The following is a 23,851-nucleotide window of genomic DNA, read 5'->3' on the forward strand; positions in this document are numbered from 1 at the left end:
TCTTCTCATGAACAAAACACTTCGTCCTCTGCTGGTTCTGTTTTCGGCGCTCACCCTGGTTACCGGCGTGGCCTACCCGCTGGTGGTCACAGCGGTCGGCCAGACCGTCTTCCCCCAACAAGCGCATGGCAGCCTGATCGTGCGGGACGGCAAACCCGTCGGCTCCGCCCTGATTGGTCAGAACTTCAGTGACCCCGGCCACTTCTGGGGTCGCCCGTCGGCCACAGGCCCGTTTGGTAACAATGCGGCCGCCTCCAGTGGCTCCAACCAGGGGCCGATGAATCCAGCACTGGTGGACGCGGCCAAAGGCCGTCTGCAAGCACTGCAGGCCGCCGACCCTACCAACACCGCGCCCGTGCCGGTTGAGTTGGTTACCGCCTCGGCCAGCGGATTGGACCCGCACATCAGCCCCGCCGCGGCGCAATACCAACTGGCCCGCGTGGCAGCCGCTCGTAAGCTGTCTAAGGAAGCTGTGCAAGCCCTGGTAGCGCAGAATACTGAGCGTCCAATGCTGGGCGTAGTCGGTGAGCCCGTGGTGAATGTGCTGCAACTGAACCTGGCGCTTGATGCACACTAAGTAGATGGCAAGCCCTTCAGATTCACGGCCCGACCCGGACGCCTTGCTGGCCCAGCTGCAAGAGGCGCAGGCCACGCAGCAGCGTGGCAAGCTGCGCATTTACTTTGGCGCCAACGCGGGCGTGGGCAAGACCTACGCCATGCTCAGCGCCGCACAACGCGCGCAGCGCGCGGGTCAACGGGTGCTGGTGGGCGTGGTGGAAACCCATGGCCGCAAGGACACCATGGAGCTGCAGACCGGCTTGCATGTGCTGGCCCTGCAGGAGATTGCCTACCGCGGCCAGGTGCTGCTGGAGCTGGATATTGATGCCGCCCTGGCCGCACAGCCCGATGTATTGCTCGTGGATGAGCTGGCCCACAGCAACGCCCCGGGCTCGCGCCACCCCAAGCGCTGGCAGGACGTGCAGGAGCTGCTGGATGCCGGCATCGACGTCTGGACCGCGCTAAACGTACAACACCTGGAAAGCCTCAACGGCACCGTGGGCGCCATCACTGGCGTGCGCGTGAATGAGACCGTGCCCGACACCGTGCTGGACGGTGCCGACGAAATCGTGCTGGTGGACGTGACGGCGGACGAACTGCTGGCGCGCCTGAAGGCCGGCAAGGTCTATATCCCGCAGCAGGCCGAACGCGCCAGCCAGAACTTTTTTCGCAAAGGCAACCTGATCGCGTTGCGCGAGATCGCACTGCGCCGTACCGCAGAGCATGTGGGTGACGATGTGCGCAGCTACCGCCAGCACCTGGTGCAGACCTCGCGCCAGCAACACGCTACCGATCAGCCGGCCTGGAATACCTCGGGCGCGCTGTTGGTCTGTGTGGGCCCGCACGCCGGCGCAGAGCACGCAGTGCGCACCGCCGCGCGCCTGGCCGGGCAGCTCAATGCGCGCTGGCATGCCGCCTATGTAGAAACCCCGGCACTGCAGCGACTGGCTGCTCAGGATCGGGATCGCACCTTGGCAGTGCTCAAGCTGGCCGAAGAACTGGGTGGCAGCACGGCGGTGTTGACCGGTGACGACATTGCAACGGCATTGTTGCAGCAGGCCCAGACCTTGAACTGTGCCACCGTCGTGCTGGGGCGCCCGGTCCAGCGCAGTTGGAGCAGCGTGTGGCGCCTGCTGCGCCCCACACTCACGCGCCAGCTTGCCGTGTTAGCCCCCACACTGGATATTGTGGAAGTGGGCTCTACCGACAGTGTGCGCAAGCTTGGACAGCCGCTGGGTAGCAATGTCGAAGATGAACCAGCGGCCTTGCGGTGGCGCGCACTTTGGGGCCGATACGGCGGTGCTACTGCGGCTTGTCTGCTCACCACCGTACTGACGCTGCCCATGCTGCCATTGTTTGACTTGGCCAATATCGTCATGCTGTTTTTGCTGTGCGTGGTGCTGGTGGCGGTGAAACTGGGAAGGGGGCCAGCCAGCCTGGCGGCCGTGCTATCTGTGGCTTCGTTTGACTTCTTTTTTGTGCAGCCGCGCTTGTCATTTGCCGTAAGTGACGTGCAGTACCTGGTGACCTTTGCGGTGATGCTGGTAGTGGGCCTGTTGATCGGCCAACTGACGGCCAATCTGCGGTTTTCTGCCAATGTCGCTGCCAGCCGCGAGCGGCGTGCGCAGGCGCTGTTTGAGCTCACGCGCGAGCTGTCCGCCGCACTACAAACCGAGCAGGTGGTCGAGTTGGGAGAGGCCGCAGTGCAGCGCACGTTTGGTGGCCATGCCAAGGTGTTGTTGCCCGATGCACGCGACCAGCTTGCGCTGCCCACAGACCTGCCGCAAGGGCTGGACGGCAGCATCGCCGATTGGGCTTTCAACAACAGCCAGCGCGCCGGGCTGGCTACGTCGACACTGCCGTCCAACCCCTGGCACTATGTGCCGCTACAAGCGCCCATGCGCGTGCGTGGCGTTCTGGCGTTGCAGCCGGCGCAGGCACGCTGGCTCTTGATTCCTGAGCAGGTGCAGCAGCTGGATACGCTGGCCCGGCAAATTGCCATTGCGCTGGAGCGCGTGCACTACGTGGATGTGGCGCAGGGCGCCGTGGTGCAGATGGAGTCCGAACGCCTGCGCAACACGTTGCTCGCCGCCATGTCGCATGATGTGCGCACACCGCTCACGGCACTCATCGGTCAGGCCGAATCACTGGCCAGCTCCGCACCACTCACTAACGACCAAAAGAGCTCCGCCGACGCCATCAACCACGAGGCCCGCGAGCTGGGGGCACTGGTGGGTAACCTGCTGGAGATGGCCCGGTTGGAGAGTGGCCAGGTAGAGCTACGGCTGGAGTGGCAGTCGGTGGAGGAGGTGGTAGGTGGCGCGATCCGCGCTGCACGGCACGCGCTGGGGCCACTGACCGTGCACACCGCCATTGCCCCCGATCTGCCGCTGGTAGAGTTTGATGCGGGCCTGATGGAGCGTTTGCTTGTCAACCTGCTGGAGAACGCTGCCAAATATGGCGTGACGACACCGGCGCGCTCACCGGCCGTGGAGGTGGCTGCGCAGGTGACGCCTGAGACCCTGGAGTTGCGGGTGCGCGATTACGGGCCCGGCCTGCCGCCAGCCAGCCAGGGCAGGGAGGCCGATTTGTTCGAAAAATTCACGCGCGGCAAGAATGAATCTTCCACGCGTGGTGTGGGCCTGGGCCTGGCCATTTGCAAAGCGGTGGTGGACGCGCACAAAGGCCGCATTAGCGCCCGCAATGCCGATGACGGTGGTGCAGAATTCACCATCACCTTGCCACGACGTGCACCGCCGCTGGCTCCCACCGAAGCCGACGAAATCTAAGCCCCATGTCTACCCCTGCGCCCGTTGCCGTACTGATTGAAGACGAGCCCCAGATCCGCCGTTTTGTGCGCGTGGCGCTAGAGGCCGAGGGCTGGCAAGTGTTTGAGGCCGAAACCGCCCAGCATGGCCTGCGCGACGCGGCCACCCGTAAGCCCGACCTGCTGGTACTGGACCTGGGCCTGCCCGATGGTGATGGGTTGGATGTGATCCGCGATGTGCGCAGCTGGTCGGCTGTGCCCATCGTGGTGCTCTCCGCCCGCAGCGACGAGAGCGACAAGATTGCCGCGCTGGACGCGGGCGCTGATGATTACCTGACCAAGCCCTTTGGCGTGGGCGAGCTGCTGGCCCGTGTGCGCGCCAACCTGCGCCGCCCGCGCGCGGCCAGTGCTGAGGGCAAAGCCGACGATTCGCTGTTTGTGTTTGGCGAGGTAGAGGTGGACCGCCAGGCCCGCCTGGTGCGCCGCGCGGGCGCCGAGGTGCACCTCACCCCCATTGAATACCGCCTGCTGCTCGTGTTGGTGGCCAATGCGGGCCGCGTGTTGACGCACCGCCAGTTGTTGCGCGAGGTATGGGGCCCATCGCATGCCGACCAGAGCCACTACCTGCGCATCTACATGGGCCACTTGCGGCAGAAACTGGAGGCCGACCCTGGCCAGCCGCAGCATCTGCTGACAGAAACAGCTGTGGGTTACCGTTTGATGGTCTAGGCACCGCGCTTGAGGTGCGCCAGGGGCAGCTCGGTGCTGCTCTTGATGCGGGCGAGCACGATGTTGGAGCGGATGCTGCCCACGCCCTGAATACGGGTCAGGCGGCGCAGCACCTGCTCAGACAGCACGCTGAGGTCGGCCGCCACGATCTGCAGGATGTAGTCCGATTCACCGGCCACCGAATAGCACTCCAGCACCTCGGGGAAGCTGGCAATCTCGCGCTCAAACGCCAAGCCTTCGTCACCACTGTGGCGGGTCAGCGTGACGTAGGAGATGGCGCGCACGCCTAGGCCAATGGCCACAGGTTCGAGCAGGGCCACATAGCGGCGGATGATTCCCTGGGCCTGCAGCCGCTGCACACGGCGGCTGACCTGCGAGGCCGACAGGTGCACCTGTTCCCCAATTTGCTGGTGCGTGGCATGCGCATCGCGCTGCAGTGCAGCAAGAAGACTGATATCGAAGCCATCCAGCATCGAATCTTCGTGTTTCTCTTGTTTCATGCATAAATTATGCACTGGAGGCAGGTTGAATCCCGCAACTTGCACGCCATTTGCACGTCCAATTGACCACAATCAAGGCTTCAAGAACAGCGTTTGAGGAGCATGAATATGGCCGATTTGTTTGACAACCCCATGGGCCTGATGGGCTTTGAATTTGTGGAGTTTGCGTCCCCCGTGGCAGGGGTGATTGAACCCGTGTTTGAACGCATGGGCTTCACGCTGGTGGCCAAGCACCGCTCCAAAGACGTGGTGCTGTACCGCCAGGGTGAGATCAACTTCATTGTTAACCGCGAGCCCAAAAGCGTGGCGGGCTACTTCGCCGCCGAGCACGGCCCCAGCGCCTGCGGCATGGCGTTTCGCGTGAAGGATTCGCACTTGGCCTACAAGCGCGCTTTGGAATTGGGCGCCCAACCCGTAGAGCTGCGCCCTGGCCCCATGGAGCTGAACCTGCCCGCCATCAAGGGCATTGGTGGCGCGCCCCTGTACCTGATTGACCGGTATGAAGATGGCAAATCCATCTACGACATCGACTTTGAATTCATCGAAGGTGTGGACCGTCGCCCCGTGGGCCATGGCCTCAAGCTCATCGACCACCTGACGCACAACGTCTACCGCGGCCGCATGGCCTTCTGGGCCGACTACTACGAGCGCCTGTTCAATTTTCGCGAGATCCGCTTCTTTGACATCAAGGGCGAGTACACCGGCCTGACCTCCAAGGCTCTGACCGCGCCGGACGGCAAGATCCGCATTCCGCTCAATGAAGAGGCGCGCCAGGGCGGCGGGCAGATCGAAGAGTATTTGATGAAGTTCAACGGCGAGGGCATCCAGCACATCGCGCTGATCTGCGATGACCTGATCACCACCGTGGACAAACTGGCGCTGGCCGGCGTGCCGCTGATGACGGCGCCCAACGACGTGTACTACGAGATGCTGGAAGGTCGCCTGCCTGGCCATGGCCAACCGGTGGCCGAGTTGCAGACGCGCGGCATCCTGTTGGACGGCAGCACCGAAGGCGGCACGCCGCGTCTCTTGCTGCAGATCTTCTCGCAGACGCAGTTGGGCCCGGTGTTCTTCGAGTTCATCCAGCGCCAGGGCGACGAAGGATTTGGCGAGGGCAATTTCAAGGCGCTGTTTGAATCGCTGGAGCGCGATCAGATTCAGCGTGGTGCACTGGAAACTGCATAGGAGACACCATGAAAATCGATCGCATCCACCACGTCGCCTACCGCTGCAAGGACGCCAAGGAAACCGTGCTGTGGTACCAGAAGATGCTGCACATGGACTTTGTGTTGGCCATTGCCGAAGACCTGGTGCCCAGCACCAAGGCGCCCGACCCGTACATGCACATCTTCATGGACGCCGGCATGGGCAATGTGCTGGCTTTCTTTGAGCTGCCCACGCAGCCGCCCATGGGCCGCGACCCGAACACGCCCGAGTGGGTGCAGCACATCGCCTTCCGCGTGAAAGACCGTGCCGAACTGCTCGAATTCAAGGCGCATCTGGAAGCCCATGGCGTGGATGTACTGGGCGTGACTGACCACGGCATGTTCCATAGCATTTACTTCTTTGACCCCAACGGCCACCGCCTGGAGCTGGCCTGCCCGGACCCCGAAGAGACCGCCAAGATTGCCCAGGCCGATGCCGTGAAATGGGCCATGCTGGAAGAGTGGAGCGTGACCAAGCGCGCACCCAAGCACGCAGCCTTCCTGCACGCCAAAGAGCTGGGAGCCAAGGCATGAGCGCACCCGTCATTGCGCTGGACGCCACGCACGACCCGGCCACCCTAAGCTGGGTGAAGTCTGCCAATGCATTCGATACAGACTTCCCCATCCAGAACCTGCCGTTTGGCCGTTTCCGCCACAACCGGCTGGAACCCTGGCAGATTGGTGTCGCCATTGGCGACCGAGTGCTGGACCTGCACGCTACCGGGCTGATTGACCATAACGACATGGCACGCCTGATGGCGGCGCCCGTGGCAGAACGCCGCGCCCTGCGTCTGGCGATCTGGGAAGGCTTGTGCGCGGGCTCGGCCTTGCAAAAGGTCTGGGCCGATGCGCTGCTGCGCCAGACCGAAGTGGAGTTGGGCCTGCCTTGCGAGGTGGGCGACTACACCGACTTCTACACCGGCATCCACCACGCCACCACGGTGGGCAAATTGTTCCGCCCCGACAACCCGCTGCTGCCTAACTACAAGTGGGTGCCCATTGGTTACCACGGCCGCGCCAGCAGCATCGGCGCCAGTGGCCAGCAGTTTCACCGTCCGCGCGGGCAAACACTCAAGCCTGGCGCCACGGTGCCAGATTTTGGGCCCACCGCGCGGCTCGACTATGAACTGGAAATAGCGGCCTGGGTCGGCATGGACAATGCGCTGGGCGCTCCTGTTTCTATAGCGGACGCCGAAGACCACCTGTTTGGCCTCACGCTGCTCAACGACTGGAGCGCACGTGATGTGCAGGCCTGGGAGTACCAGCCGCTGGGCCCCTTCCTGGCCAAAAACTTTGCCTCCACCGTGTCCCCCTGGCTGGTGACGATGGAGGCGCTGGCGCCGTTCCGTGCGGCCTTCACACGCAGTGCAGACGACCCACAGCCCTTGGACTACCTGGACTCTGCCCCCAACCGCAGCGCAGGTGCGCTGGATGTGCAGCTCGAAGTCTGGCTGCAAACGCCCGCCATGCGCGCCGCAGGCAGTGCGGGCGAACGCCTCTCGCAATCGAATATGCGCGACGCCTACTGGACGCTGGCGCAGCTGGTAGCCCACCACACGGTGAATGGTTGCAATCTGCGCGCAGGCGATGTGCTGGGTACCGGCACGCTGTCGGGCCCGGCGCCGGAGCAGGGCGGCTCACTCCTGGAGTTGACCCAGGGTGGCAAGGTGCCGCTGACTTTGGCCAACGGCGAGACGCGCACGTTTTTGCAGGATGGAGACACCATCATCCTGCGTGGCAGCTGCGAGCGCGCGGGCGCGCGGCGCATTGGGTTTGGCGAATGCCGCGGCACCGTACTAGCCGCGCGCAGCCTGTGAAGGAGGGCGGTATGGAACGCATCAACCCGAGCAGCTTTGCCAGCCTGCAGCTGGACTGGCCCCACTGGCAGTTCAGCGCAGAGCGCGGTGGCCTGATGGCGCGCACCCTGCTGTTTGCAGACTTTGCGCAGGCCTTTGGCTTCATGGCCCAGATAGCGGTGGCAGCTGAGAAGCGCGACCACCATCCCGAGTGGTGCAATGTCTACAACCGGGTGGAGATCACCCTTACCACGCACGATGTGCAGGGCCTGTCGCAACGCGACCTGGACCTGGCGCGTGTGATCGATATGGCATACATAGACCGTTCCCAAGGAGCTGCAGCATGAACGCCGAGACAATGTCTAGCAAGCACGGTCTGGCGGCCGGGCTGGTGCCCACACGTGCGGACTGGACCATCGACCAAGGCTGGGAGCACTACAGCGCCCAGGAGCACGCCACCTGGAAAACGCTGTTTGAACGCCAGAGCCGGCTGCTACCGGGCCGGGCCTGTGACGAGTTTGTGCAGGGCATGCGTGATTTGCCGATAGCGGCCGACACCATTCCGGATTTTCGACGTCTGAACGATGTGCTGATGCAGCGCACGGGCTGGCAAGTGGTGGCCGTGCCGGGGCTGGTGCCTGACGAGGTGTTTTTTGAACACTTGGCGAACCGGCGGTTTCCATCCGGGCATTTCATCCGCAAGCCGCACGAACTGGACTACCTGGAGGAGCCCGATGTGTTCCACGACGTGTTTGGCCATGTGCCCATGCTTATGAACCCGGCCATTGCGGACTACATCCAGGCCTATGGCCAAGGCGGGCTGCGCGCACAAAAACTGGGCGTGCTGGACAAACTGGCCCGCGTGTACTGGTACACCGTGGAGTTTGGTCTGGTGCAGCAGAAAGACGGCCTGCGCATCTATGGTGCGGGCATTGCATCCTCGGCCTCGGAGACAGTGTTTGCGCTGGACGATGCCTCACCCAACCGCGTGCGCTTTGACCTGCCGCGTGTGATGCGCACGCACTACCGGATCGATGATTTTCAGGAAACCTATTTCGTCATCAACCACTTGGATGAGTTGCTGTCGTTGGCCAATATCGACTTTGCGCCGCTGTACGCCCAGGTGCAGGACCAGCCGGAGTACGCACCGGGCCAAGTGCTGCCCGACGATGTGGTGATAAGCCGTGGCACCGGGCGCTACCACGATGCCCGACGCGGAGGGAAGTGAGATGGACTTTTCCAACAAAACCGTGTTGATCACGGGCGCTGCGGGCAACCTCGGCGCGGCTGTGGCTGAAGTGATGTCGGCCCGCGGAGCCCGTCTGGCGCTGCTGGACTTGCGGCGTGACGGGCTGGTGCAACGCTACGGCCAGGCCACCGATCGCCGTTTGCTATTGCCTGTCAATCTGCTGCAGCCCGCAGAAGTGCAGGAGGCGGTCCAGGCGGCGCAGGCGCAGTGGGGACGCATTGACGTGCTGTGTAACCTGGCGGGTGGCTTCCGCATGGGGCCGCCCGTGCATGAAACCCAGGACCGCGATTGGGATTTTCTGATGGATATCAATGTCCGCACGCTCTTGAACATGGTGCGGGCCGTCGTGCCCGGCATGCTGGCATCGGGTGGCGGCAGCATTGTCAACGTGGGTGCCCAGTCGGCCCTGCGCGGTGCGGCCCATATGGGGGCGTACACCGCCTCCAAGGGCGCTGTCATCCGCCTGACCGAATCCATGGCGGCCGAATTGCGGGAGCAGAACATCCGCATCAACTGCGTGCTGCCGTCCATCATCGACACGCCGGAAAACCGGGCCGCTATGCCCGAGGCCGACCCCGCACGCTGGGTGTCCCCGCAAGACCTGGCCCAGACCATCGCCTTCCTGGCGTCTGACGCAGCCCGCGCCGTACATGGTGTGGCGTTGCCTGTCAGCGGATTGAGCTGACGCGAGGTCCACAAGATGTTTCAACACATAGAAGCTTTTGCGGGCGATGCCATCGTGGCACTGAACGAGGCGTTTCACCGCGATCCCCGACCCCACAAGGTCAATTTGTCGATTGGCATTTACAGCGATGAGCACGGGCAGGTGCCCGCGCAGCATGCCGTGTGCGAGGCCGAGCAGTATTTGGCCCAAGCCCGACAGCCCAAGCCCTATTTGCCGATGGAGGGGAGCACCAGTTTTCGCAATGCCATACAGGGTTTGCTTTTTGGTGCCGGGCATGAAGTCCTGGCCCAGGGGCGGGTAGCTACCGTGCAAACCGTGGGCTCCAGCGGCGCGCTCAAGGCAGGGGCCGAGTTCATACGCCAGTGGTTTCCTGCCAGCGCCGTGTGGCTGAGTGATCCCACCTGGGACAACCATCGCAGCATCTTTGAAAGCGCAGGGCTGGCTGTGCACACCTACCCGTACTACGCTGCGGATGGTGGGGTACGGTTTGAGGCGATGCTGGAGACGTTGCGAGCGTTGCCCCGCCACAGCGTGGTGTTGCTCCATGCCTGCTGCCATAACCCCACGGGCGTGGACCTGACCCCTGCACAGTGGCAGTTGCTGATACCGGTGTTGCAAGAAAAGGCGCTGATTCCTTTTCTGGATCTGGCGTACCAGGGTTTTGGGGATGGGTTGGAAGAGGACGCCTACGCCGTACGGGCCCTGGTGCAATCGGGCATGTGTTTCTTGCTGGCCAACACCCTGTCCAAAAGCATGGGGGTGTACGCTGAGCGCTGCGGCGCCCTCAGCGTGGTGTGTGCTGATGCGGTGCAGGCCGAGCGCGTGCTGGGGCAACTCAAATCTACCGTGCGCCAAAGCTATTTCAGCCCGCCAGCCCATGGCAGCCAGGTGGTAGCCCGTGTGCTGGATGACCCACAGCTGCGTGCTTCCTGGGAACGTGACCTGACGGCCATGCGCGAACGGATTCGTGGTTTGCGCCATCTATTGCATGCCGCGCTGACGCGCCGTTTGCCCCAGCATGACTTTGCCTACCTGCTAACGCAGCGTGGCATGTTCAGCTACACCAATTTCACGGAACAGCAGGTGCGCAGTCTGCGCGAGACCCATGCGATCTATCTGGTGAACTCCGGGCGCATGTGCATTTCAGGTTTGCGATCAGGCAACATCGAGCGGGTGGCCGAAGCAATCGCGTTCGTCTCTGCGAACGTTGATCCTGCCTCTCTGGCAGTTGCCTGAGTTCACAGACTCACAACGGCAGCGCTGTGGTGCTCTTGATCTCTTCCATGGAAAAGGCGGACGAGACCCCGGCCAGCTGTGCGTTCTGGATAAGGCGCTTGTAAAAACGGTCGTAGCCCGCAATGTCGGCGGCAACGACCTTGAGCAGGTAGTCCACATCACCACTCATGCGGTGGAACTCCACCACCTCGGGCATGCTGGAGACCGAGGCTGCAAACTTGCGCAGCCAGGCCTCGTCGTGCCGGTTGGTGCGCAGGCTCACAAACACGGTCACCGGTAGGCCCGCCTGTTCGCGGTTCACGATGGCCACGCGTTTCTCAATCAGGCCGGCTTCCTCCATGGCCTTGACGCGCTTCCAGCACGGCGTAGACGACAAGCCCACTTTCTCACCCAGCTGCGCGGCCGAGAGCGTGCCATCTTCCTGCAGTGCGCCCAGGATGGCACGGTCCATGCGGTCTAGTTCTTTCATGCTGTTATTTGGTGTAATAAAAGAACGTTCATTCTACAAAATAGAGTTTTATTGGTAAATACGAAACGAATCTTCGCGGCAGGCTGTCCTAAGATTTGCAGCAATCCCAACCGCTTCCGAGGCCTGCCATGCACACCCCGCTGACCGAGATTTATCTGGACTGCAACGCCACCACACCATTGCTGCCTGCGGCACGTGATGCAGCGCTGCAGGCCATGACGGCCCAGTTTGGCAACCCCAGCAGCAGCCACTGCACAGGCCTGCGTGCACGTGCGCTGGTGGACGAGGTGCGGGCACGCGCCCGCAGCCTACTGGGCGTGGGGGCCGGGCGCCTGCTGTTTGTGAGCGGTGCGACCGAAGGCATACAAACCGCCGTGTTATCCGCCCTGTGCGCGCTGCGCGAGCGCCGTGATGCGGGTGAGCGCGTGGACGGCCCTTTGCTGGTGGGGGCCACCGAGCACAAGGCCGTGCCGCAAAGCCTGGCGCATTGGAACCGTGTGCTGGGGCTGGACCTGCCGATTGTGGAAGTGCCGGTGGACCGCAACGGCTTGCATGACATGGTGTTCTTGCAGGCGCATGTGGCTACTGCCGGTCTGCTGTGCACCATGGCGGCCAACAACGAAACCGGGGTGGTATCGGACATTGCCGGCATTGAGGCATTGATCGTCGCGACTGGCTCCCGCGTGCTGTGGCTGGTGGACTGCGTGCAGGCGCTGGGCAAGCTGGACCTGGATTTGCAGACCTCGCGCATCGACTACGCACCGTTCTCTGGCCACAAGCTCTATGCGCCCAAAGGCATAGGCATGCTGTATGTGCGTACGGGTAGCCCCTTCACGCCGCTCATGGTGGGCGGCGGGCAGGAGGGCGGTCAGCGCTCGGGTACGGAGAACATGCCCGGCATTGCGGCCCTGGGCGCGGTGCTGGAGGCATTGGAAGCGGGGCACACAGGGGAGGGTGCGGTGTTTCGCTCCACCGACTTTCTGCAGCTGGCGCGTTTGCGGCTAGCTGACGCACTGCGCGCGGCCTTGCCTGGCGTGGCGTTCAACATGCCTTTCGAAGGCTCGCTGCCCACCACACTCAATTTCTCGGTACCTGGCCTGTCCAGCAAGGCGCTGCTCAACCTGTTTGACGCGGCCGGCATGCGCATCAGCGCGGGCAGTGCCTGTAGCGCGGCCAAGGCCGAGCCCAGCTTTGTGTTGTGCGCTATGGGCCTGCCGGCCTGGCAGACGGAGGGTGCGGCTCGCCTGTCCATTGGCGCGCTGACCGATGACGCGCTGATTGACGAGGCCTGTGCACGCATCGCACGCTGCGGTGTTGCCCTACAAAGTGCTGTGCCGTCCGTGTCCCAGCCCGTGGACCCCGAAGGTTCCTACATCGACGCGGAGCAGTCCGTACTGACCGCCGATACCTTGCCCACATTTTTGCAGAAGCACCCGGATGCCCTGCTGGTGGATGTCCGTGAGACCTATGAACATGCGGTGGGTCAACACAGCCTGCCTTGGTCCGCACAGGCCTTGTGCAATGTGCCGTTGGCGACCCTGGGCCAGCACCTGCCTGCCTGGCTCAGCGAAAGCCGCCGCCCCCTGATCTTTTTCTGCCGCAGTGGTGGGCGCAGCGTGCAAGCGGTGCAAGCCTTGCGCGCGCGCGGACATGGCCAGGCTTGGCACCTCGCGGGTGGCTTGGCGGCACAATGGAGCGCATGACTGCAGCTACCCACTCCCCCCAACTCGCCGGCCATCTGCTGGTGCAATGCCTGGTTGAACAAGGCGTGACTCATGCCTTTGGTGTGCCCGGCGAAAGCTATCTGGCCGTGCTGGACGGCTTTCATGTGTACCGCGAGCAAATCCAGTTTGTGGTGAACCGGCAGGAGGGCGGTGCCGCCTTCATGGCCGAGGCGCACGGCAAACTCACCGGTCGCCCCGGCGTCTGTTTTGTGACGCGCGGGCCGGGGGCAACGAATGCGAGCATTGGCGTGCACACCGCGTTCCAGGATTCCACGCCCATGGTGCTATTGGTGGGCGATGTGGCCAGCGACCAGCGCGACCGCGAGGCGTTTCAGGAAATGGACTACCGCGTGATGTTTGGCCCCAGTGCGCTGGGTATGGCCAAACGCGTGGAGCGTATTGACGAGGCGGCGCGTATTCCCGAGTACATTGCCCGCGCCTTTGCCACCGCCATGAACGGCCGCCCCGGCCCCGTGGTGCTGGTGTTGCCCGAAGACATGTTGACCCAGGCGCTGGTGCCCGATGTGGCAGGCAAGCGACCCCAGCCACTGGCCCGTGTGGAGCCGGTGGAGGCCTGGAGTGACCCCGGGGCCTTGCGGAATCTGCGCCAGCTGCTATTGAAATCGGAGCGCCCCTTTGTCATCGCTGGTGGCGGTGGTTGGACGCCGCAGGCCGCGCAGGCGCTGCAGCGCTTTGCCGAGAACTGGCGCCTGCCGGTGGGCAATGCGTTCCGCTTTCAGGACACCTTTGACAACCACCATCCGCAGTACGCGGGCGATGTGGGCATTGGCATCAACCCCGCGCTGGCCAAGCGCGTGCGCGAGAGTGATTTGATCATCGCCATTGGCCCACGCCTGGGCGAGATGACCACGGGCGGCTACACGCTGCTGCAGGCGCCCAAGGCGGAGCAAACGCTGGTGCACATCCACGCCAGCGCCGAAGAACTGAACCGCGTGTACCAGGCGGACCTGGCCATCCACGCCAGCATGCGCGCCGCCGCCCGTTCGCTGGAAGTGCTGACCGCCCCCGTGACTGTGCCCTGGGAGGCCTGGACTACGAGCTGCAACGCCGACTACCAGGCCAACCTGGTGCCCAGCGTGATCAAGGACTTGCCGGCTGACAACGACCACGGCCTGGTGGACATGCCCCATGTGATCGCCACGCTGCAAAAGCATTTGCCCAAAGACGCGGTGCTGACCAACGGCGCGGGCAACTTTGCGAGCTGGCTGCACCGCTTCTACCGCTACACCGGCTTGGCCGCGGGCCACAAGACGCAACTGGCGCCCACCAATGGTGCGATGGGCTATGGTGTCCCAGCCGGTATTGCGGCGGCCATCACCACGGGGCGCGTGGCATTCACCATTGCGGGTGATGGCGACTTTCTGATGAACGGCCAAGAGCTGGCCACCGCGGTGCAGCACGGTGCCAAGAGCATCATCCTGCTGCTCAACAACGGCATGTACGGCACCATCCGCATGCACCAGGAGCGTGAGTACCCAGAGCGTGTGGCAGGCACAGCGTTGAATAACCCCGACTTTGCAGCGCTGGCGCGCGCCTATGGCTACGCGGGCGTGACCATTCGCAAGAGTGCCGACTTTGAGGCCGAACTGCTGGCCGCTTTGGAGCGGCCCAACGGCACGGTGATTGAAGTGGTGCTGGAGCCAGAGCTGATCAGCACACGCGGCAGCCTTGCGGCGCTCACCCAGGCGGCCCTCGTACAGACGGCGCTGCAGCGATGAGTGTGATCCTGCAAACGGTGCACCATGTGGCGCTGATCGTCTCGGACTACGGGCGCTCCAAGCACTTCTACACCGAGGTGCTGGGTTTGCGCGTTGTGGCGGAGAACTACCGGGCCGAGCGCCAGTCGTACAAGCTGGACCTGGCTTTGCCCGATGGCACGCAGTTGGAGCTGTTTTCCTTTCCCAGTCCGCCGCCACGCCCGTCGCGTCCCGAGGCCTGTGGACTGCGCCATCTGGCCTTTGTGGTGGCCGATGTGGCGGCTTGGAAGTACCAGCTGGAAGCGGCCGGCATCGCGGTGGAAGACATGCGGGTTGATGAGTTCACCGGCCGGCGGTTTGTGTTTTTTGCCGATCCCGATGGCTTGCCGCTGGAGCTGTATGAAGCGAAAAGCCCCGCCTGACGGCAGGGCTCAGATTACCAGCTGCTATAAAAAAAGAAGCTGCCCGCGCAATGAATACGGGGGCTAGAGGCTTATTTCTTGCGTAGCTTGGCCAGTTCGGCCTGGGTTTCGTTCCACAGGTCCATGCCTACATCAGCACCAATGAGTGCGTAGACGCGGGTCAGCTTGTCGCGCATGCGGGCCGATTCGGCGGGCGACAGCTCGTTCACCTGCATACCCTTGGCTTTGAGGTCAGCCACGGCCCTGGAGGCTTCATCGCGCGTGTCCTTGCGCTCAAAGTCGCGGCTGGCAATGGCGGCGTCGCTCAGGATCTTTTGCTCGTCCTTGGACAACTGGTCCCACCATTTCTTGCTGGCCATCACGATCCAGGGGCTGTACACGTGGTTGGTCACCGTCATGTACTTTTGCACCTCATAGAACTTGCTCGACAGAATGGTGTTGAACGGGTTTTCCTGTCCGTCTACGGTGTTGGTTTCCAGCGCGCTGAACAGCTCGGAGAAGGCCATGGGCACGGCATTTGCGCCCAAGGTCTTGAAGCTTTCCAGGAACACATTGTTTTGCATCACGCGCAACTTGATGCCGCCCAAGTCTTCCATCTTGGTGATGGCGCGCTTGCTGTTGGTCAGGTTGCGAAAGCCGTTTTCCCAATAGGCCAGACCCACCAGGCCCTTGTCCTGCAGCTTGGCGCGGATCTTGTCCCCGATCGGGCCATCCAGCAGCGTGTCGGCCTCTTTGGCGTTGCTGATGAGGAAGGGTGTGTCCCACAGCGCCATTTCTTTGGTGATGCCTACCAGTGTGGCAGTGGAACCCACCATCATTTCCTGCGCTCCGCCGATCAGTGAGTTTTGCATTTGTACGTCCGGGCCCAGGGCGGAGGCGCCAATCGCGCGTACCTTCATCTTGCCGCCCGAGGCTTTTTCCACGGCTTCGGCAAACACCTTGGCTGCACGGCCCTGGTTGCTTTGCTCGTTGAGGCCGTAGCCAAAGCGGATCAGGCGCGGTTTGATGTCCTGCGCCAGCGCGGCAAACGAGGCGCTGAGCAGTGCAGCGCTGGCCGCTGCCACCAGGGTGCGGCGCAGCAGGGTGGGGAAGTGGGTCATGGTTGTGTCTCCTGGGGGGTTGTGAGGGGGAACGGGGTCTAACGCATCCACGCCACCGGCGCAGTCACGATTTGCGGGAACAGGACAAAGAGGAACAGGATCAGCGTGTAGGTGATGAGGAACGGGTTCACGCCTTTGATGACCTGGTGCAGCGGCAGGCGCCCCACACCGGCCACGACGTTGAGCACCGTGCCCACCGGCGGGGTGATCAGGCCAATGGCACCGTTGAGCACAAACATCAGACCGAAGTACACCGGGTCTATGCCGGCCTTCACCGCGATGGGCAGCATCACGGGCGCGAAGATCAGGATGGTGGGGGTCAGGTCCAGCGCGGTGCCTACGATGATCAGCACGACCATCATCACGAGCATCAGCAAGCGTGGGCTGTTCACCAGTGGGCCCAGCCAGCCGGTCAGCACTCCGGGCAAGTCAGCCAGCGTGATCATGTAGCTGGCCACCTGGGCGCCAGCGCAGAGGAACATGACGATGGCCGTGGTCTTGGCGGCGCGCACCAGTACGCCATGCACTTCGGGTAGGGTCATTTCGCGGTGCACAAACAGTGCCACCACCAGCGCGTAGAAGGCGGCTACCACGGCGGCCTCGGTGGGCGTGAAGACACCAGTCTTCATGCCGCCAATGATGATGATGGGCATGAGCATGGCCCAGAAGGCCTTGCGCGTGGCGTGCAGCCGTTCGCGCAACGGCAGGGGCTGGCCTGAGGGCAGGTCCATTTTGCGCAGCACCAGCTTCCAGGCCACGATCAGGCCCACACCCATGATCAGTCCTGGCACGATGCCAGAGATGAACAGCGCAGAGATGGAGGTGTTGGTGGTCACGCCGTAGATCACAAACGGCATGCTGGGCGGAATGATGGGGGCGATGATGCCGCCCGAGGCAATGAGCCCGGCCGAGGTGTGCATGGGGTAACCCTGCTGGCGCATCATGGGCATGAGGATGGTGGCCAGCGCGGCTGTGTCGGCCAGCGCGGAGCCGCTCATGCTGGCCATGAGCACGGCCGCGCCAATGGCCACAAAGCCCAGCCCGCCGCGGATGTGCCCCACCCAAGCTTGCGCCATAGTGATGATGCGCCGGCTGATGCCGCCCGAGTTCATCAACTCACCCGCCAGAATGAAGAACGGTACGGCCAGGAGCGGGAAGCTGTCCACCCCGGCCACGAGGTTTTGGGCCAGCAACTGCGTGTCCCAAAACTCCAGCACCCAGGCCATGCCGGCGCCAGTCAGCACCAGCGCCAGGCCCATGTTCATGCCAATGCCCATCAGGGCCAGCATGCCGAAGCAAAAAACCAGAAAGGCGAGACCTTCGTTGCTCATGGTGTTCAGTCCAGTTCTGCCGCGTGACCCAGGTCCAGCGGCGTGCGTTTGATCAGTTCAATGAGCGCAAAGACGCCAATGGCGGCAGAGCACAGCAGGGCGGGCAAGGGCAGTAGCAGCGTGGGATAACCCATCACTACCGAATAGCTGCCCCAGCCCACCACCACCTGCTGCCAGGCACCCACGCCTAGCATCACGCAGGCTGCCAGCACCAGCAGGCGAATCAATGCGGTCATGGTGGCCATGGCGCGCGGGTGCGGCTGTAGCGCGCCCACCAGGCTGGTGAACGCCATGTGCTCACCGGCGGGGTAGGCGGCGGTGGCGCCTATAAACACCATCCAGACAAACAGCAGGCGCGACACCTCTTCGCTGGCGGCTACACCGCTGCCAAAACCGTAGCGCAGCACCACGTTGATAAAGACGGCCACGGCCATCACACCCAGGCACAGGGCCAGCAGGTGGTTGGACCAGCGTTGAAAACGGTTGGGTGGGGTGGGGGTCATGCGGCCTCGGTGGTGTGGTGCAGCCAGGTGCTGACCTCTGATTGCAAATCGGGCAGCGGGCGCAGGGCGTCTACGCGCAGCACGCCGGCCTCGCCCACGGGAGATTCCAGCGTGGCGAACTGGTTGTCCACCAAGCTGGTGGAGAAGAAATGGGAGGGTGCGCGCGCCACGACCCGCGCCTGGGCCTGGGCTTTGTCAATGTCAAGGAACACAAAGCGCAGACCGGGAGCCGCTTGGCGCAGGCGCTCGCGGTAGCTGCGTTTCAGGGCCGAGCAGGTCACCACCAGGCCCTGGGGTTGGGCGCGCAAGGCATCCCCCAGCGTGGCCAACCAGCCATCGCGGTCGGCGTCGGTCAGGGCAATGCCCTGGCGCATTTTTTCGCGGCTGGCGGGGCTGTGGTAGTCGTCGCCCTCCAGCAAGGTCAGGTGGTTGGCCTGCGCAAGCGCAGCGCCCAAACTGGACTTGCCGCAGCCGGCGACCCCCATGATGACGATGGAATTCATGTGATTGATTTGTTTTGGATAGCGCTATCTTATGAGTATCGGTTTCGCTTGAGATCGGTACTTTCCCTAGAGAAGATGGGGCAGGCCGTATTTGCTGCTTTTTCTTCCAAAATTTCTGCAAATTCACCCGTTTGGGGGATAGGCGGTTTGATTGGCGCCGTTTACATTTCTTCACAATATCAACCGCCCCTCAATAGATGGGAGCCATCTTTGAGGTGTGTACGTGTCTGAACCCCAGGGAACCTCTGTTCCAGAGCCCAGCGCCGCTGCATTAAGCGCCCTCTGCGCCATCTCCCGCTTCCACCAGGTCGCCTGCGACCCCGCCACCCTGGCCCACCAGTTGGGCATCGCCAGCACCGACCCCGTCACCACCTCCGATCTGTTGCGCGGCGCCCAACATCTGGGCCTTAAGGCCAAACTCAGCCGCTCCACAGTCTCTCGCTTGGGTTTAGTCCCCTTGCCAGCCCTGGCCGTGATGCACACCAACGACGACTCCTTGCGCGTCGTCATCCTCGCGCAAAGCGACGGCAAGCGCGTCCTGTTCCAGGACGTCTCCAAGTCCGCGGTTCCTGGCGCTTCTACGGGCCCCACCATCGAATCTGCCGAAGTCTTCGCCACCCAATGGACCGGAGAGCTGATCCTCATCACCAGCCGGGCCTCCTTGACCGGCGCCCTGGCCAAGTTTGACTTCACCTGGTTCATCCCCAGCCTCATCAAGTACCGCAAGCTGTTGGGTGAAGTCCTGCTGATCAGCTTCATGCTGCAGATCTTCGGCCTGGTCTCTCCCTTGTTCTTCCAGGTCGTCATGGACAAGGTCCTGGTCCACAAAGGTATGACGACTTTGGATGTACTGGTCATTGGCCTGGTGATCGTGGTGGTCTTCGAGTCCGTCTTGAATGCCTTACGCGCCTACGTCTTCAGCCACACCACCAGCCGCATCGATGTGGAACTGGGTGCCCGCTTGTTTCGTCACCTGATCCAACTCCCCCTGTCCTACTTCCAGGCCCGCCGGGTGGGAGATTCCATCGCCCGCGTGCGCGAGCTGGAAAACATCCGCAGCTTCCTCACCGGCAATGCCATGACCGTCTTGCTGGACGTGGTCTTCTCGGTGGTCTTCATCGCCGTCATGCTGTTCTACAGCGTGCCCCTGACCCTCATCGTCCTGGTCAGCCTGCCGCTGTACTTTGGCCTCTCCTTGGCCGTAGTCCCCATCCTGCGTGCCCGCCTGGACGTCAAGTTCGCCCGCGGTGCAGAAAACCAGGCCATGCTGGTAGAAACCGTCACCGGCATCCAGACGGTGAAGGCCACCGCCCTGGAGCCCAGCTTCGCCAAACGCTGGGACAACCAGCTGGCCGCCTACGTCTCCGCCTCCTTCAAAACCCAGAACCTGGCCAGCGTGGCCCATGAGGGCGTCAACCTGATTGGCAAGCTGGTCAACGCCGCTACCCTGTGGTGGGGTGCCCAGCTGGTCATGGACAACCAGCTGACCGTCGGCCAGTTTGTCGCCTTCAACATGTTCGCAGGCCGCGTCTCCCAACCCATCATGCGCATGGCCCAGCTATGGACCGATTTTCAACAGACAGGAATCTCGGTCGCCCGCCTGGGCGACATCCTCAACACCCGCACCGAAGTCCCCCCCAGCAGCACGGCCCAGCTCCCCGCCCTGAAGGGCCGCATCACCCTGGACAAGGTCGTCTTCCGCTACCGCCCCGAAGCTACCCCGGTCTTGAACGCCGTCAGCCTGGACATCCGTCCCGGAGAAATCATCGGCATCGTCGGCCGCTCCGGTTCCGGCAAAAGCACCCTGACCAAGCTGGTCCAACGCCTCTACAGCCCCGAAGGTGGACGCCTGCTGGTCGATGGCATCGACATCAGCCTCATCGACGCCGCCCAACTCCGCCGCCAAGTCGGCGTAGTCCTCCAAGAAAACCTGCTCTTCAACCGCTCCATCCGCGAAAACATCGCCATTGCCGATCCGGCAGCCCCCATCGAGGCGGTGATGCGGGTGGCCCAACTCGCCGGTGCCCACGACTTCATCAGCGAACTGCCCGAAGGCTATGACACCGTGGTCGGTGAACAAGGTGGCAGTCTATCGGGTGGTCAACGCCAGCGTGTAGCCATCGCCAGAGCCCTCTTCACCAACCCCCGCATCCTGATCCTGGACGAAGCCACCAGTGCGCTGGACTACGAGAGTGAAGCCATCATCCAGAAGAACATGCAGTACATCTGCCAGGGCAGAACCGTGCTCATCATTGCCCACCGCCTGTCTGCGGTCAGAAACTCCCACCGCATCATCGTGATGGAGAAGGGCAACATCGTGGAGTCTGGCCCCCATGAAGCCCTGATCCAGAAACCCCAAGGCTTGTATGCCCACCTCTGGGCCATGCAGGATGGGATCAAAGTAGACAGTGATGAGCCGAGCCCGGTCCAAGGGGTACGGGCGTGAACACCGCTGTCAATGTTCATCCTGAAACAAGCTCCGTTCGCCCTGAGCTTGTCGAAGGGCCCCCACCCAAACACCCCATCCTGGAACTACTCTCCCGCTACCAAGCCATCTTCCAAGCCGCCTGGGCGCACCGTGCTGAACTGGCCGGTCCGGCCCGCATGGCCGATGAAATGGCGTTCTTGCCCGCAGCGCTAAGCCTGCAAGAAACCCCGGTCCACCCCGCACCGCGCCGCCTGGCCTGGGGTCTGATGGTCCTGTTTGTGCTGGCCCTGGTCTGGTCCATCTTCGGGGAGGTGGACATCGTGGCCGTGGCTCCCGGCCGCATCATCGTCAGCGACCGCACCAAGGTCATCCAACCCCTGGAAGCCAGTGTCGTCAAAGCTGTCCTCGTCAAAGACGGCGACAAGGTCCAGGCCGGTCAAGTGTTGGTGGAGCTGGACCCCACCATGGCCAGTGCCGACCAAAGCAGCCTGCAGGAGCAGCTCAAAGCCGCCCATAGCGAAGAGCAACGCACCCAGGCCCTGTTGCAATTGCTATCAAAAGAGAAGCTGCTCGCGCAAGTGCTACCTGGGCTAGAGGCCGATATGGGCACGAAATCACAGATACAAGCCCAGCTCCAAGCCGAATGGCAAGACATCAGCGCCAAGCTCGCCAAGCTCGACGCTGAAAGCAACCGCCGCCAGGCCGAGATCGCCACCGTCAAGGCCAGCATTGCCAAGCTGGAAGCCACCTTGCCCATGGCCCAAAGCCGGGAGGCCGACTTCACCAAACTGGTGGACCAAGGCTTTATCTCCAGCCACGCCACCCAGGACAAGACCCGGGAACGCGTAGAGCTGGAACGAGATCTGGCTACCCAAAAGGCCAGACTGACCGAGGCACTGGCCACCGCAGCAGAGACTGAACAGTCCAAGAGCGCCTACAAGGCCGAAACCCAACGCCAACTGGCCGACCGCTATGCCCAGGCCAACACCAAACGCATCCAGCTCAGTGCCGACAACTCCAAGGCCGACCAACGACAAAAGCAGACCCAGCTCAGAGCCCCGGTCTCCGGCGTCATCCAGCAACTGGCCATCCACTCCGTCGGAGGCGTCGTCACCAGTGCCCAAGCCCTGATGGTGGTGGTGCCAGATTCCAACCAGGTGACGGCGGAGGTCTCCATTGCCAACCAGGACATTGGCTTCGTCAACGGAGGCCAAGGGGCCGAGATCAAGTTGGAGACCTTCAGCTTTACCAAGTACGGCACCGTCAAGGCGACCGTGGACAACGTGTCAGCGGATGCGGTGACGGATGAGAAGAAGGGGAGCTACTACCCGGCGACGCTGACCTTGGAGAAGAAGGACATGCTGGTGGATGGCAAGCACATTGCTATCAGTCCGGGGATGAATGTGACGGCGGAGATTAAAACCGGTAAACGACGAATCATCGAATTCCTGCTCTCACCGGTGCAGAAGGCGGGGATGGAGAGTTTGAGGGAGCGGTGACATGAGACATACGCCAATTGGAAGGCTCAATGGTTGCTTGCACATATTCCATGGGACATTGGCCGAAACCGTGGGCGTTGCCGCAGACACCACTGCGGCCAACCTGCAACTGGGCTCCAACCCGTTTTACCGGGATTTCACCGACACGGTTGTGCTGAGCACGCAGGCACAAGACCTGCCGGACATGCGCGGCAGTGGTTGGGTGCGGGATTTGCAATCAATGGCCCACTATAAAGTTGATAGCTGCTCGCGCAATGTCTGTGCGGGCTACAGGCATAAAAGGTTTGTGCGGTCTTGTGGTGCTGGGGTTGCTGTAAGAATCCAGCAGACAGCGCTTGCATCGAGGATACGACAGCTAGATCAAAATCATGGAGCAGTTTTCCAAAACAACCCCAGCGTATTTCCAATGCCCGACGCCGGGACAGTTCAATTAAGCAATTCTTGATTAGGAGTGAATAGAAATGAAGATAGAAAGCAATCGACGACTACCAATAGTACTTTCGGTGTGTCTGATCCTTCTTGGGTGGTCTCAATGGATAGACCCCACTGATTCTTCGATGCGATGGAAGTGGTTGCAGGATATGGCTAACCATTTATTTGGACAACGTGGGCATGCCAAGTTTCTGATTGTTTCCGGTAGTGTCTGGTTGCTTTGGAATTTTATTTCTGTAATCAAAGATTTTTCGAATAAGGGAACCAAATGAGTTTTGCCGTATATTTTTTTGAAAATGGTATCCGAGTTGCAACTGGCGAAGAGGTAATTCAGCGCATCGAAAGTTCATTGATTTCAGGTGAGGCGTCCGGTTTCGTGGTCAGGACCATAGGAGATGGGACGCCAATCGTCGGCGCTTGGAATGATACTGGCTTCATGATGGATGTTTCGCAAGCATGGATGTCAATGGACATGAATGCACTCACTCGGGACACTCTAGCTGGAATCATGGGTACGTTGGCAGGACTGTACGCGTTGCCAAATGGCCCAATAAATGCGCTGGCTGCCGACATGATTGCATCTGAGGCATTCAAGAATGCGTATGACAAGGTAACTTTGGCCTCGAATGCACTAATTCCATGGACAGAAGTATTCGATCTGATTGATGATCTCAAGGCTAAGGCTGCCGAGATGAACGGCATCAACGACATCGACTACGACATCAATGGCAACGTCAATGGCAACTACCGCACCGCCGCCGCCACCCGAGCCCCCATCCGCCGAGACCCCCTGGCGATTGACCTGGACGGCGATGGCATAGAAACCGTAGGAGTAACTGGCACTCCGATCCTCTTCGACCACAACGCCGACGGCATCAAGACCGGCACCGGCTGGGTCGCAGGGGATGACGGCTGGCTGGCGCTGGATATTGACGGCAATGGCCTGATTGATTCCGGCCGTGAACTCTTTGGTGCCGACACCGTACTCTCTGGCACC

At 62.2% G+C, this 23,851-nt stretch carries 23 protein-coding genes; 17 read left to right on the forward strand and 6 right to left on the reverse strand.

Annotated elements, in window-relative coordinates; all coding sequences use genetic code 11:
• Positions 1-7 precede the first annotated feature (7 nt).
• The 3 genes from kdpC to kdpE are packed head-to-tail and all read left to right on the forward strand — an operon-like array spanning position 8 to position 4,054.
• Positions 8-577, forward strand: a complete 570-nt coding sequence (gene kdpC, locus AC1DZ5_RS17545) for a potassium-transporting ATPase subunit KdpC (RefSeq protein ID WP_477891372.1) — start codon at positions 8-10, stop codon at positions 575-577.
• Between the two features lie 4 nt (positions 578-581).
• Complete coding sequence (locus AC1DZ5_RS17550) at positions 582-3,347, forward strand: DUF4118 domain-containing protein (protein WP_477891374.1); 2,766 nt, start codon at positions 582-584, stop codon at positions 3,345-3,347.
• Positions 3,348-3,352: 5 nt separating this feature from the next.
• Positions 3,353-4,054 carry a two-component system response regulator KdpE gene (kdpE, locus tag AC1DZ5_RS17555; RefSeq protein ID WP_477891376.1) on the forward strand — a complete coding sequence of 234 codons (702 nt, stop codon included), beginning with the start codon at positions 3,353-3,355 and terminating at the stop codon, positions 4,052-4,054.
• On the opposite strand, the gene AC1DZ5_RS17560 is transcribed toward kdpE, so the two are convergent.
• Entirely contained in the window at positions 4,051-4,554 is a 504-nt protein-coding gene (locus tag AC1DZ5_RS17560) for an Lrp/AsnC family transcriptional regulator (RefSeq protein WP_477891378.1), read from the reverse strand. The genes kdpE and AC1DZ5_RS17560 overlap by 4 nt on opposite strands.
• Positions 4,555-4,662: 108 nt before the next feature.
• Here AC1DZ5_RS17560 and hppD point away from each other — a divergent pair, with 108 nt between their 5' ends.
• The 7 genes from hppD to AC1DZ5_RS17595 are packed head-to-tail and all read left to right on the forward strand — an operon-like array spanning position 4,663 to position 10,725.
• Positions 4,663-5,739 carry a 4-hydroxyphenylpyruvate dioxygenase gene (hppD, locus tag AC1DZ5_RS17565; protein ID WP_477891380.1) on the forward strand — a complete coding sequence of 359 codons (1,077 nt, stop codon included), beginning with the start codon at positions 4,663-4,665 and terminating at the stop codon, positions 5,737-5,739.
• Between the two features lie 8 nt (positions 5,740-5,747).
• Entirely contained in the window at positions 5,748-6,293 is a 546-nt protein-coding gene (locus AC1DZ5_RS17570; RefSeq protein ID WP_477891382.1) for a VOC family protein, read from the forward strand.
• On the forward strand, positions 6,290-7,576 hold the full coding sequence (gene fahA / locus AC1DZ5_RS17575) for a fumarylacetoacetase (RefSeq protein WP_477891384.1): 1,287 nt from the start codon (positions 6,290-6,292) through the stop codon (positions 7,574-7,576). Before AC1DZ5_RS17570 ends, fahA begins: the two co-directional genes overlap by 4 nt.
• Before the next feature lie 11 nt (positions 7,577-7,587).
• Positions 7,588-7,902: a 4a-hydroxytetrahydrobiopterin dehydratase gene (locus AC1DZ5_RS17580; protein ID WP_477891386.1), complete on the forward strand. Its 315-nt coding sequence runs from the start codon at positions 7,588-7,590 to the stop codon at positions 7,900-7,902.
• Positions 7,899-8,783, forward strand: coding sequence for a phenylalanine 4-monooxygenase (gene phhA / locus AC1DZ5_RS17585; protein WP_477891388.1), 885 nt, complete (start codon positions 7,899-7,901; stop codon positions 8,781-8,783). The genes AC1DZ5_RS17580 and phhA overlap by 4 nt, the downstream gene beginning before the upstream one ends.
• Position 8,784: 1 nt before the next feature.
• Positions 8,785-9,489: an SDR family oxidoreductase gene (locus AC1DZ5_RS17590; RefSeq protein ID WP_477891390.1), complete on the forward strand. Its 705-nt coding sequence runs from the start codon at positions 8,785-8,787 to the stop codon at positions 9,487-9,489.
• 15 nt (positions 9,490-9,504) lie between these two features.
• On the forward strand, positions 9,505-10,725 hold the full coding sequence (locus AC1DZ5_RS17595) for an amino acid aminotransferase (protein WP_477891392.1): 1,221 nt from the start codon (positions 9,505-9,507) through the stop codon (positions 10,723-10,725).
• Positions 10,726-10,735: 10 nt separating this feature from the next.
• On the opposite strand, the gene AC1DZ5_RS17600 is transcribed toward AC1DZ5_RS17595, so the two are convergent.
• Complete coding sequence (locus tag AC1DZ5_RS17600; RefSeq protein WP_477891394.1) at positions 10,736-11,194, reverse strand: Lrp/AsnC family transcriptional regulator; 459 nt, start codon at positions 11,192-11,194, stop codon at positions 10,736-10,738.
• Positions 11,195-11,322: 128 nt separating this feature from the next.
• On the opposite strand from AC1DZ5_RS17600, the gene AC1DZ5_RS17605 reads away from it, so the two are divergent.
• Genes AC1DZ5_RS17605 through gloA2 form a run of 3 tightly spaced genes read left to right on the forward strand, consistent with a single transcriptional unit; the run spans position 11,323 to position 15,058 of the window.
• Positions 11,323-12,897: an aminotransferase class V-fold PLP-dependent enzyme gene (locus tag AC1DZ5_RS17605; protein ID WP_477891396.1), complete on the forward strand. Its 1,575-nt coding sequence runs from the start codon at positions 11,323-11,325 to the stop codon at positions 12,895-12,897.
• A complete protein-coding gene (locus AC1DZ5_RS17610; protein WP_477891398.1) occupies positions 12,894-14,657 on the forward strand; it encodes a thiamine pyrophosphate-binding protein in 1,764 nt (587 codons plus the stop codon). The genes AC1DZ5_RS17605 and AC1DZ5_RS17610 overlap by 4 nt, the downstream gene beginning before the upstream one ends.
• Complete coding sequence (gene gloA2 / locus AC1DZ5_RS17615) at positions 14,654-15,058, forward strand: SMU1112c/YaeR family gloxylase I-like metalloprotein (protein ID WP_477891400.1); 405 nt, start codon at positions 14,654-14,656, stop codon at positions 15,056-15,058. The genes AC1DZ5_RS17610 and gloA2 overlap by 4 nt, the downstream gene beginning before the upstream one ends.
• Positions 15,059-15,129: 71 nt before the next feature.
• Here the strand turns inward: gloA2 and AC1DZ5_RS17620 are convergent, their stop codons facing one another.
• The 4 genes from AC1DZ5_RS17620 to AC1DZ5_RS17635 are packed head-to-tail and all read right to left on the reverse strand — an operon-like array spanning position 15,130 to position 18,495.
• Positions 15,130-16,158, reverse strand: a complete 1,029-nt coding sequence (locus AC1DZ5_RS17620) for a TRAP transporter substrate-binding protein (protein ID WP_477891402.1) — start codon at positions 16,156-16,158, stop codon at positions 15,130-15,132.
• 38 nt (positions 16,159-16,196) lie between these two features.
• Entirely contained in the window at positions 16,197-17,489 is a 1,293-nt protein-coding gene (locus AC1DZ5_RS17625; protein ID WP_477891404.1) for a TRAP transporter large permease, read from the reverse strand.
• 5 nt (positions 17,490-17,494) lie between these two features.
• Positions 17,495-17,992, reverse strand: a complete 498-nt coding sequence (locus AC1DZ5_RS17630; RefSeq protein ID WP_477891406.1) for a TRAP transporter small permease subunit — start codon at positions 17,990-17,992, stop codon at positions 17,495-17,497.
• The gene (locus tag AC1DZ5_RS17635; protein WP_477891408.1) at positions 17,989-18,495 is read right to left on the reverse strand and encodes a gluconokinase; all 507 of its coding nucleotides are present in this window, start codon (positions 18,493-18,495) and stop codon (positions 17,989-17,991) included. The genes AC1DZ5_RS17630 and AC1DZ5_RS17635 overlap by 4 nt, the downstream gene beginning before the upstream one ends.
• Positions 18,496-18,718: 223 nt before the next feature.
• Here AC1DZ5_RS17635 and AC1DZ5_RS17640 point away from each other — a divergent pair, with 223 nt between their 5' ends.
• From AC1DZ5_RS17640 to AC1DZ5_RS17655, 4 genes are all read left to right on the forward strand, one after another.
• The gene (locus AC1DZ5_RS17640; protein WP_477891410.1) at positions 18,719-20,941 is read left to right on the forward strand and encodes a type I secretion system permease/ATPase; all 2,223 of its coding nucleotides are present in this window, start codon (positions 18,719-18,721) and stop codon (positions 20,939-20,941) included.
• On the forward strand, positions 20,938-22,422 hold the full coding sequence (locus AC1DZ5_RS17645; RefSeq protein WP_477891411.1) for an HlyD family type I secretion periplasmic adaptor subunit: 1,485 nt from the start codon (positions 20,938-20,940) through the stop codon (positions 22,420-22,422). The genes AC1DZ5_RS17640 and AC1DZ5_RS17645 overlap by 4 nt, the downstream gene beginning before the upstream one ends.
• 1 nt (position 22,423) lies before the next feature.
• The gene (locus AC1DZ5_RS17650) at positions 22,424-22,867 is read left to right on the forward strand and encodes a hypothetical protein (protein ID WP_477891413.1); all 444 of its coding nucleotides are present in this window, start codon (positions 22,424-22,426) and stop codon (positions 22,865-22,867) included.
• Between the two features lie 255 nt (positions 22,868-23,122).
• On the forward strand, positions 23,123-23,851 hold a 729-nt coding region (locus AC1DZ5_RS17655), incomplete at its 3' end, for a hypothetical protein (RefSeq protein ID WP_477891415.1).

The sequence above is a fragment of the Rhodoferax sp. P1_F3 genome, assembly GCF_056405715.1.

Bases quoted from the DNA above. Each gene is read 5' to 3' on its own strand.
- AC1DZ5_RS17570 (WP_477891382.1), top strand. From the start codon at position 5,748: ATGAAAATCGATCGCATCCACCACGTCGCCTACCGCTGCAAGGACGCC.
- kdpE (WP_477891376.1), top strand. From the start codon at position 3,353: ATGTCTACCCCTGCGCCCGTTGCCGTACTGATTGAAGACGAGCCCCAG.
- AC1DZ5_RS17550 (WP_477891374.1), top strand. From the start codon at position 582: ATGGCAAGCCCTTCAGATTCACGGCCCGACCCGGACGCCTTGCTGGCC.
- AC1DZ5_RS17620 (WP_477891402.1), bottom strand. From the start codon at position 16,158: ATGACCCACTTCCCCACCCTGCTGCGCCGCACCCTGGTGGCAGCGGCC.
- AC1DZ5_RS17595 (WP_477891392.1), top strand. From the start codon at position 9,505: ATGTTTCAACACATAGAAGCTTTTGCGGGCGATGCCATCGTGGCACTG.
- AC1DZ5_RS17580 (WP_477891386.1), top strand. From the start codon at position 7,588: ATGGAACGCATCAACCCGAGCAGCTTTGCCAGCCTGCAGCTGGACTGG.
- AC1DZ5_RS17635 (WP_477891408.1), bottom strand. From the start codon at position 18,495: ATGAATTCCATCGTCATCATGGGGGTCGCCGGCTGCGGCAAGTCCAGT.
- AC1DZ5_RS17625 (WP_477891404.1), bottom strand. From the start codon at position 17,489: ATGAGCAACGAAGGTCTCGCCTTTCTGGTTTTTTGCTTCGGCATGCTG.
- phhA (WP_477891388.1), top strand. From the start codon at position 7,899: ATGAACGCCGAGACAATGTCTAGCAAGCACGGTCTGGCGGCCGGGCTG.
- AC1DZ5_RS17590 (WP_477891390.1), top strand. From the start codon at position 8,785: ATGGACTTTTCCAACAAAACCGTGTTGATCACGGGCGCTGCGGGCAAC.
- kdpC (WP_477891372.1), top strand. From the start codon at position 8: ATGAACAAAACACTTCGTCCTCTGCTGGTTCTGTTTTCGGCGCTCACC.
- gloA2 (WP_477891400.1), top strand. From the start codon at position 14,654: ATGAGTGTGATCCTGCAAACGGTGCACCATGTGGCGCTGATCGTCTCG.
- hppD (WP_477891380.1), top strand. From the start codon at position 4,663: ATGGCCGATTTGTTTGACAACCCCATGGGCCTGATGGGCTTTGAATTT.
- AC1DZ5_RS17630 (WP_477891406.1), bottom strand. From the start codon at position 17,992: ATGACCCCCACCCCACCCAACCGTTTTCAACGCTGGTCCAACCACCTG.
- AC1DZ5_RS17605 (WP_477891396.1), top strand. From the start codon at position 11,323: ATGCACACCCCGCTGACCGAGATTTATCTGGACTGCAACGCCACCACA.
- AC1DZ5_RS17610 (WP_477891398.1), top strand. From the start codon at position 12,894: ATGACTGCAGCTACCCACTCCCCCCAACTCGCCGGCCATCTGCTGGTG.
- fahA (WP_477891384.1), top strand. From the start codon at position 6,290: ATGAGCGCACCCGTCATTGCGCTGGACGCCACGCACGACCCGGCCACC.
- AC1DZ5_RS17600 (WP_477891394.1), bottom strand. From the start codon at position 11,194: ATGAAAGAACTAGACCGCATGGACCGTGCCATCCTGGGCGCACTGCAG.
- AC1DZ5_RS17560 (WP_477891378.1), bottom strand. From the start codon at position 4,554: ATGAAACAAGAGAAACACGAAGATTCGATGCTGGATGGCTTCGATATC.
- AC1DZ5_RS17650 (WP_477891413.1), top strand. From the start codon at position 22,424: ATGAGACATACGCCAATTGGAAGGCTCAATGGTTGCTTGCACATATTC.